Origin of the sequence: Pseudonocardia nematodicida, assembly GCF_040105385.1 — a bacterium.
GTDB classification, from domain to species: Bacteria; Actinomycetota; Actinomycetes; order Mycobacteriales; family Pseudonocardiaceae; genus Pseudonocardia; species Pseudonocardia nematodicida.
On the sequence record NZ_JBEDNQ010000016.1, the window covers coordinates 94,546 to 102,356 of the forward strand.

10 protein-coding genes are annotated in these 7,811 nt (G+C 72.3%); all 10 read left to right on the plus strand.

Translation table 11 applies throughout. The annotated features are described in order from the left end of the window. Window positions 1–48: 48 nt before the first annotated feature. The 10 genes from WIS52_RS30050 (at window position 49) to WIS52_RS30095 (ending at window position 7,735) form a co-directional block, all read left to right on the plus strand. Entirely contained in the window at window positions 49–1,716 is a 1,668-nt protein-coding gene (locus tag WIS52_RS30050; RefSeq protein WP_349301794.1) for a nitrite/sulfite reductase, read from the plus strand. A gap of 11 nt (window positions 1,717–1,727) precedes the next feature. Next, window positions 1,728–1,928: an Insertion element protein gene (locus WIS52_RS30055; RefSeq protein ID WP_349301795.1), complete on the plus strand. Its 201-nt coding sequence runs from the start codon at window positions 1,728–1,730 to the stop codon at window positions 1,926–1,928. After that, entirely contained in the window at window positions 1,925–2,629 is a 705-nt protein-coding gene (locus WIS52_RS30060; RefSeq protein ID WP_349301796.1) for a phosphoadenylyl-sulfate reductase, read from the plus strand. Before WIS52_RS30055 ends, WIS52_RS30060 begins: the two co-directional genes overlap by 4 nt. A 28-nt stretch (window positions 2,630–2,657) precedes the next feature. Next, complete coding sequence (gene cysD, locus WIS52_RS30065; protein ID WP_349301797.1) at window positions 2,658–3,572, plus strand: sulfate adenylyltransferase subunit CysD; 915 nt, start codon at window positions 2,658–2,660, stop codon at window positions 3,570–3,572. Further along, window positions 3,572–4,852: a sulfate adenylyltransferase subunit 1 gene (locus WIS52_RS30070; RefSeq protein WP_349301798.1), complete on the plus strand. Its 1,281-nt coding sequence runs from the start codon at window positions 3,572–3,574 to the stop codon at window positions 4,850–4,852. The genes cysD and WIS52_RS30070 overlap by 1 nt, the downstream gene beginning before the upstream one ends. A gap of 171 nt (window positions 4,853–5,023) precedes the next feature. Further along, window positions 5,024–5,176 carry a hypothetical protein gene (locus WIS52_RS30075; RefSeq protein ID WP_349301799.1) on the plus strand — a complete coding sequence of 51 codons (153 nt, stop codon included), beginning with the start codon at window positions 5,024–5,026 and terminating at the stop codon, window positions 5,174–5,176. Between the two features lie 73 nt (window positions 5,177–5,249). Further along, window positions 5,250–6,155, plus strand: coding sequence for a sulfite exporter TauE/SafE family protein (locus tag WIS52_RS30080; RefSeq protein ID WP_349301800.1), 906 nt, complete (start codon window positions 5,250–5,252; stop codon window positions 6,153–6,155). 89 nt (window positions 6,156–6,244) lie between these two features. After that, complete coding sequence (locus WIS52_RS30085; RefSeq protein WP_349301801.1) at window positions 6,245–6,385, plus strand: hypothetical protein; 141 nt, start codon at window positions 6,245–6,247, stop codon at window positions 6,383–6,385. Between the two features lie 85 nt (window positions 6,386–6,470). Continuing rightward, window positions 6,471–6,638, plus strand: coding sequence for a hypothetical protein (locus tag WIS52_RS30090; protein WP_349301802.1), 168 nt, complete (start codon window positions 6,471–6,473; stop codon window positions 6,636–6,638). Next, a complete protein-coding gene (locus WIS52_RS30095) occupies window positions 6,623–7,735 on the plus strand; it encodes a YeiH family protein (RefSeq protein ID WP_349301803.1) in 1,113 nt (370 codons plus the stop codon). The genes WIS52_RS30090 and WIS52_RS30095 overlap by 16 nt, the downstream gene beginning before the upstream one ends. Window positions 7,736–7,811: the final 76 nt, after the last annotated feature.

The following is a 7,811-nucleotide window of genomic DNA, read 5'->3' on the forward strand; positions in this document are numbered from 1 at the left end:
CCCGGGTGTGCCGTGTGCCCGGAACCCGACTCCCGGAGCACCCACCACATGGCGCCCTCGAAGACCGCCCCCGGCCGAGCGAAAGGCCAGGGCCAGTGGAAACTCGGCCACCGCGAGCCGCTCAACCCGAACGAGCGCAGCAAGCGTGACGACAACCCGCTGAACGTCCGCACCCGGATCGAGAACATCTACGCCGAGCGGGGCTTCGACTCGATCGACCCGGCCGACCTGCGCGGCCGGTTCCGCTGGATGGGCCTCTACACCCAGCGCAAGCCCGGGATCGACGGCGGACGCACCGCGGCGCTGGAGCCCGAGGAGCTCGACGACTCCTACTTCATGATGCGGGTCCGGCTCGACGGCGGCGCCGTGAACGTCGCCCAGCTCCGGGCGCTCGGCGAGGTCTCCCAGCGCTACGGCCGGGACACCGCCGACGTCACCGACCGGGAGAACATCCAGTACCACTGGATCCGCGTCGAGGACGTGCCCGCGATCTGGAACATGATCGAGCCGCTGGGCATGCAGACCACCGAGGCCTGCGGCGACTGCCCGCGCGTCGTGATGGGCTCGCCGGTGGCCGGGGTGTCGGCCGACGAGAAGATCGACCCGACGCCGGCGATCGACGAGATCGTCCGCCGGTTCATCGGCGACCGGGAGCTGTCCAACCTCCCGCGCAAGTTCAAGTCGGCGATCTCCTGGCAGCAGGACGTCGCGCACGAGGTCAACGACATCTCCTTCGTCGGCGTCGACCACCCCGAGCACGGTCCGGGCTTCGACCTCTGGGTCGGTGGCGGGCTCTCGACCAACCCGAAGATCGCGCAGCGGCTCGGCGCCTGGGTGCCGCTCGACGAGGTGCCCGACGTGTGGCACGGCGTCGTGCAGGTGTTCCGGGACTACGGCTACCGCCGGCTGCGGCACCGGGCCCGGATCAAGTTCCTGATCGCCGACTGGGGCGCCGAGAAGTTCCGCCAGATCCTGGAGGACGAGTACCTGGGCCGGAAGCTGGTCGACGGCCCCGCGCCGGAGATCCCCGAGCGGCCGATCGACCACGTCGGCGTCCACAAGCAGAAGGACGGCCGCAACTACGTCGGCGTCGCGCCGCCGTCCGGCCGGGTGTCCGGGACGACGCTGGTCGCCGTCGCCGAGGCGGCCGAGCGCGCCGGGTCGGACCGGATCACCTTCACGCCGTACCAGAAGATCGTCGTGCTGGACGTGGCCGACGAGAAGCTCGACGGGCTGATCGAGGACCTCAACACGCTCGGCCTGCCCGCCCAGCCGTCGACCTGGCGCCGGGCCACGATGGCCTGCACCGGCATCGAGTTCTGCAAGCTCGCGATCGTCGAGACCAAGGAGCGCGCGATCCGGCTGGTCGAGGACCTCGAGAAGCGGCTCGCCGACGTCGTGCCGGACGTCCCGATCTCGCTGCACCTCAACGGCTGCCCGAACGCCTGCGCGCGCACCCAGGTCGCCGACATCGGGCTGAAGGGCCAGATCGTCACCGACGCCGACGGCAACCAGGTCGAGGGCTTCCAGGTGCACCTGGGCGGCGGGCTCGGGCTCGACGCCGGCTTCGGGCGGAAGCTGCGTGGCCTGAAGGTGACCAGCGCGGAGCTGGGCGAGTACGTCGAGCGCGTCGTGCGGAACTTCGCCGACCAGCGCGACGGCGACGAGCGGTTCGCGCAGTGGGTGCTGCGGGCCGACGAGAACGATCTCAAGTAGGGGCGCCCGGAATGAGCGAGCGAGCGGCACCGTTCTACTGCCCGTACTGCGGCGAGGAGGACCTGCGACCCGCCCAGAGGTCGGAGAAGGTCCCCGGCGCCGCCTGGTGGTGCGCGGGCTGCCTGCGCACCTTCGTCGTGTCCTTCGTCGGGATCGGTGTGCCCTCGGGCCCCTCGTCCCCCACGGTCCCCTCGGGAACGGAGCCGTCATGAGTGTTGCCCTCGAGACCGACCTGCGCACCACCGCCGAGCGTGGCGCCGACGAGCTCGGGCCGGACGCGACCGCCGAGCAGCTGCTCGCCTGGGCGGCGGAGACCTTCGGCGACGAGCTGATCGTCGCGTCGAACATGCAGGACGCGGTGCTGATCGACCTGGCCCACCGCGCCAAGCCCGATGTGCGGATCCTCTTCCTGGAGACCGGCTACCACTTCGCCGAGACGATCGGCACCCGCGACGCCGTCGACGCGGTCTACCCGGAGCTGTCGATCGTGAACGCCACGGCCCGGCAGTCGGTCGCCGAGCAGGACGCCGAGTACGGCAAGGATCTGTTCGCCCGCGAACCCGACCGTTGCTGTGCGCTGCGGAAGGTGGCGCCGCTGCAGGACACCCTGTCCCGCTACGACGCCTGGGTCACCGGCGTCCGGCGGGTGGAGGCCCCGACCCGGGCCGGCACCCCGCTGATCACCTACGACGACAAGTTCGGGCTGGTCAAGATCAACCCGATCGCGGCGTGGAGCGACGAGCAGATGGACGCCTACATCGCCGAACACGGCGTCCTGGTCAACCCGCTGGTCGACGCCGGCTACCCGAGCATCGGCTGCGCGCCCTGCACGGCGAAGCCCGCACCCGGTTCCGATCCGCGTTCCGGTCGCTGGTCCGGCCGGGCCAAGACCGAGTGCGGCCTGCACGGATGACCACCCCGACGTCGATGAAGGAGAGCCCGTGACCACCGCTGTCACGACCCCGACGCTGGACGCGCTCGACGCACTGGAGTCCGAGGCGATCCACGTCTTCCGCGAGGTCGCCGGCGAGTTCGACCGCCCGGTGATCCTCTTCTCCGGTGGCAAGGACTCGACGCTGCTGGTGCACCTGGCGGTGAAGGCGTTCGCGCCGGCCCCCGTGCCGTTCGGGCTGCTGCACGTCGACACCGGGCACAACTACCCGGAGGTCATCGAGTTCCGGGACCGGATCGCCGCGCAGCTGGGCCTTCGCCTGGAGGTCGCGCGGGTCGAGGACTACCTCGCCGACGGCCGGCTGGTCGAGCGCGCCGACGGCACCCGCAACCCGCTGCAGACCCAGCCGCTGCTCGACGCCATCGCCGAGCACCGGTTCGACGCCGTGTTCGGCGGCGGGCGCAGGGACGAGGAGCGCGCCCGGGCCAAGGAGCGGATCATGTCGCTGCGCGACGCGTTCGGCCGCTGGGACCCGCGCAAGCAGCGCCCCGAGCTGTGGAACCTCTACAACGGACGGCACGCCCCCGGCGAGCACGTCCGGGTGTTCCCGATCTCGAACTGGACCGAGCTCGACGTCTGGCGCTACATCCGCCGGGAGAACATCGAGCTCCCGTCCATCTACTACTCCCACCAGCGGCCGGTGTTCCGCCGCGACGGGATGTGGCTGGCCGAGGGCCCGTGGGGCGGCCCGCGCGACGGGGAGACCCTCGAGACCCGCTCGGTGCGCTACCGCACCGTCGGCGACGGCTCGTGCACCGGCGCCGTCGAGTCGACCGCGTCCACTCTGGACGAGGTGATCGACGAGGTGACCGCGTCCCGGCTGACCGAGCGCGGCGCCACCCGGGCCGACGACCGGCTGTCCGAGGCCGCCATGGAGGACCGCAAGAAGGAAGGCTACTTCTGATGGGGCGTGACCTTCTCCGGTTCGCGACGGCCGGCTCGGTGGACGACGGCAAGTCCACCCTGGTCGGACGCCTGCTCTACGACACCAAGTCGGTGCTCGCCGACCAGATCGAGGCCGTCGAGCGCGCCTCGGTCGACAAGGGAATGTCCACACCGGACCTCTCCCTGCTGGTCGACGGCCTGCGCGCCGAGCGCGAGCAGGGCATCACGATCGACGTCGCCTACCGCTACTTCGGCACGCCGACCCGGGAGTTCGTGCTCGCCGACACCCCGGGCCACGTGCAGTACACCCGCAACACCGTCACCGGGGCCTCCACCGCCGAGCTGGCGGTGCTGCTGGTCGACGCCCGCAACGGCGTCGTCGCCCAGACCCGCCGGCACGCCGCGGTGCTGTCGCTGCTGCGCGTCCCGCGCCTGGTGCTCGCGATCAACAAGATCGACCTCATCGACTACGACGAGGACAAGATCCGCACGATCGCCGCCGAGTTCTCCGAGCTCACCCGCTCGCTGGGCTTCGACGACGCGTCGATCGAGGTCATCCCGCTCTCCGCGCTGGTCGGCGACAACGTCGCGTTCCGGAGCGCGCACACCCCCTGGTACGACGGCCCGACGCTGCTCGAGCACCTGGAGTCGGTGCCCGTGGAGGGACCGGACGCCGACGCCCCGTTCCGGATGCCGGTCCAGTACGTGATCCGTCCCCGGACCGAGCAGCTGCACGACTACCGGGGTTACGCGGGCCAGGTCGCGTCGGGCACCGTCCGGGCCGGCGACGAGGTCGTCGTCCTGCCCGAGGGGCAGCGCACCACGGTCTCCGAGGTCCGCACCGCCGACGGCCCGCTCGACGCCGCGAGCGCCGGGCTGAGCGTCACCGTGCTGCTGACCGACGACATCGACGCCCCGCGCGGCGCGCTGATCGCCACCGCGGCCGATGCGCCGGAGGTCGTCTCCGAGCTCGACGCGACGCTGTGCTGGCTCGCCGAGAAGCCGCTGACGCCGGGCGCCCGGCTGCTGCTCAAGCACGGCACCCGCACCACGCAGGTGATCGTCGGCGGGCTGGCGTCCCGGCTGGACACCGAGACGGTGTCCTACACCGACGCCCCGGAGCGGCTGGAGATCAACGACATCGGGCGGGTGACGCTGCGCGTCGCCGACCCGCTGCCCGTCGACCCCTACGCCCGGATCCGGACGACCGGCGGGTTCCTGCTGATCGACCCGCCGACCGGCAACACCCTCGCCGCCGGTCTCGTCGGCGACCCGCTGGCGGCGGTCTCCGCCGGCTGAGCGGCGTGCACCCCGGGCCCCATCGCGTACGGCGCGGTGGGGCCCGTCGCTATCGGGCGGCCGCCGTCGCCCCCCGAGCCTCTCCACCCCGGGTGTCCGGACAGGTTCCGGCCCGTCCCGCCCGCCGGACACCGAGTTGTCGCGACCGGTGGACCGACTCACGATGGAACGATGCAGGACGCCACCGACCGCGCCGACCGGACGCCCCCGTCCGGCCGCTCGGCGTCGGCTCCCGCGGTCTCCTGGCACCTCGTCGCGCACCTCGAGCGCTTCTGGCCCTCGCGCCGCCTCGACGCCTTCGACGAGTTCTGTCGCCCCTGCTGAGACTCCGCCTGCCACCCCGCTCGTTCCGGCGGGTCACCTGTCGTGCCCGCCGCCACCTCACCAGGGATCACTCGTGCGCACGCTCATCGTCTTCGCGATCGTCGGCTTCGCCGCCCAGATGGTCGACGGCGCCCTCGGCATGGCCTACGGCGTCACCTCGACGTCGCTGCTGCTGGTCGCCGGCATCAACCCGGCCACCGCCAGCGCCTCGGTGCACCTCGCCGAGGTCGGCACCACGCTGGCCTCCGGTGCCGCGCACTGGCGGTTCGGCAACGTCGACTGGAAGCTGGTGCTCAAGCTCGGCGTCCCCGGCGCGGTCGGCGCCTTCCTCGGCGCGACGATGCTGTCGGCGCTGTCCACCGAGTCCGCCGCCCCGTACATGGCCGGCATCCTGCTCGCGCTGGGCGTCTACATCCTGCTGCGCTTCTCGATCCGCCCGCCGAAGGTCGCGACGGCCCGGCGGTCCCCGCACGGCGCGCGGTTCCTGTCCCCGCTCGGCCTGGTCGCCGGCTTCGTCGACGCCTCCGGCGGTGGCGGCTGGGGCCCGGTGTCCACCCCGGCCCTGCTCGGCGCCGGCAAGACCGCGCCGCGCACCGTCGTCGGCTCGGTCGACACCTCGGAGTTCATGGTCGCCGTCGCCGCCAGCATCGGGTTCCTGATCGGGCTGGGCCACGAGGTGCTCGACCCGTACACGATCGGCGGCCTGCTGATCGGCGGCGTGCTCGCCGCGCCGCTCGCGGCCTGGCTGGTCACGAAGATCCCCGCGCCGGTGCTGGGCACCGCGGTCGGCGGGATCATCATCCTGACCAACGCGCGCACCATCCTGCGCACCCTGGAGGTGGGCACCGCCACGACCGTCGCCACCTACGTGGTGGTCGTCGCCGCGTGGATCGCCGCGATCTCGGTCGCCGTCACCCGGCTGCGCCGCAGCCGCGACGAGGGCGCCGCGCAGCCCGAGGAGGTCGGCGCGCAGCCCTGACCGACCACCGGCGACGCGGTTGTCCGGACAGTCGTCCGCCGGGTGGACGCCCGGTTGTCCTGATCGTGCTCGCCGCTCACGATTGCCGGGTGAGGTGTTCGGACTCCCGTGCCGGTGCGACGCACCCGGCCGCCGCCGGGCACCTCGTCGTGCACCTCGAGGAGTTCTGGCCGTCGCGCCGCCCCGCCGCCTTCGACGAGTTCTGTCCGGGCACCGGCCCGCGCCGCTGACCCGCGCGCGGCCGGTCCACGCCCACGCGTCCGAACTCCTCGAAGGAACTCCCGTGATCCGCATGCCCCGCACCGGGGGGCGCTCATGAGCGCGCCCGGCACCCCCTCCGACCCCGAGCCCGACCCCGTCGGCGAGGAGGTCTCCACCCAGCGTCGCCTCGCCCTCAACGAGGACTGGGCGGCCACGATCGTCGGCCTGCTGCTGCTCGTCCTGGTCCTCGCCGGACTCTGGCCCGGGTGGCTGGTCCCGTGACCGACCAGCAGACGACGACCCGCTCGACGACGGCGTGGGCGCTCGGCGGCGTCGCCGTCGTCCTGGCCATCGGCGCGCTCGTCCGCTTCCTGGAACAGACCGTCCCGGACGCCGCCGAGGGCACCGCCTGGGCCGAGATCGCCGGGGCGATCGAGTACCCGGTCTACGCGATCCTGCTCGGCCTGCTCGGCAACGTGCTGCTCACCGTCACCGGGCTGCGCGAGCGGCTCTCCGGCGGCTTCCGTACCGAGTTCTTCATCAAGACCGGGCTGGTCCTGCTCGGCGCCTCGATCGACTTCTCGGTGATCGTCGGCGCCGCCGGGCCCGCGGTGCTGCAGGCGTTCGTCCTGATCACGGTGGTGTTCGGGTTCACGTGGTGGCTGGCCGGGAAGCTCGGCGTGGACGACAAGCTGCGCGCGTTACTGGCGTCCGCGGTGTCGATCTGCGGGGTCAGCGCCGCGATCGCCGCGGCCGGTGCGGTGCAGGCGAAGAAGGAACAGCTCGCCTACACCGCCAGCCTGGTGATCATCTTCGCGCTGCCGTCGATCTTCCTGCTGCCCGCCGCGGTGCAGGCGATGGGCCTGTCCCCCGCCGTCGCCGGTGCCTGGATCGGCGGCAACATCGACACCACCGCGGCGGTCAGCGCGGCCGGGGCGATCGTCGGCGAGGAGGCGCTGCAGATCGCCACCATCGTCAAGACCACGCAGAACGCGCTGCTCGGCGTGGTCGCGGTGGCGCTCACCGCCTACTTCGCGCTGAAGGTCGAGCGCGCCGGGGCCGCGACGCGTCCGGGGCTGCGCGACTTCTGGGAGCGGTTCCCGAAGTTCGTGCTCGGCTTCCTGGCCGCCTCGGTCGTCGCGACCGTCTTCGTCGCCGCGGTGGGCGAGGACGTGGCCGACCCGCTGATCAGCGACGTCAACGCGTTCCGGACGACGTTCCTGATCCTCGCGTTCGTCTCGATCGGGCTGGAGTTCCGGGTCGCGCCGCTGCGCGAGGCCGGCTGGCGGCCGATCGGGGTGTTCGCCGCCGCGACCGGGATGAACCTGGCCGTCGGCCTGGGCCTGGCCGTGCTGCTCTTCTCGAACGTCACGGTCTGACCCCACCCCAGCCGTCCCACCCCAGCCCGGACTCATGGAGCTTGAGTTCGGTGGCACCGAACTCAAGCTCCATGAG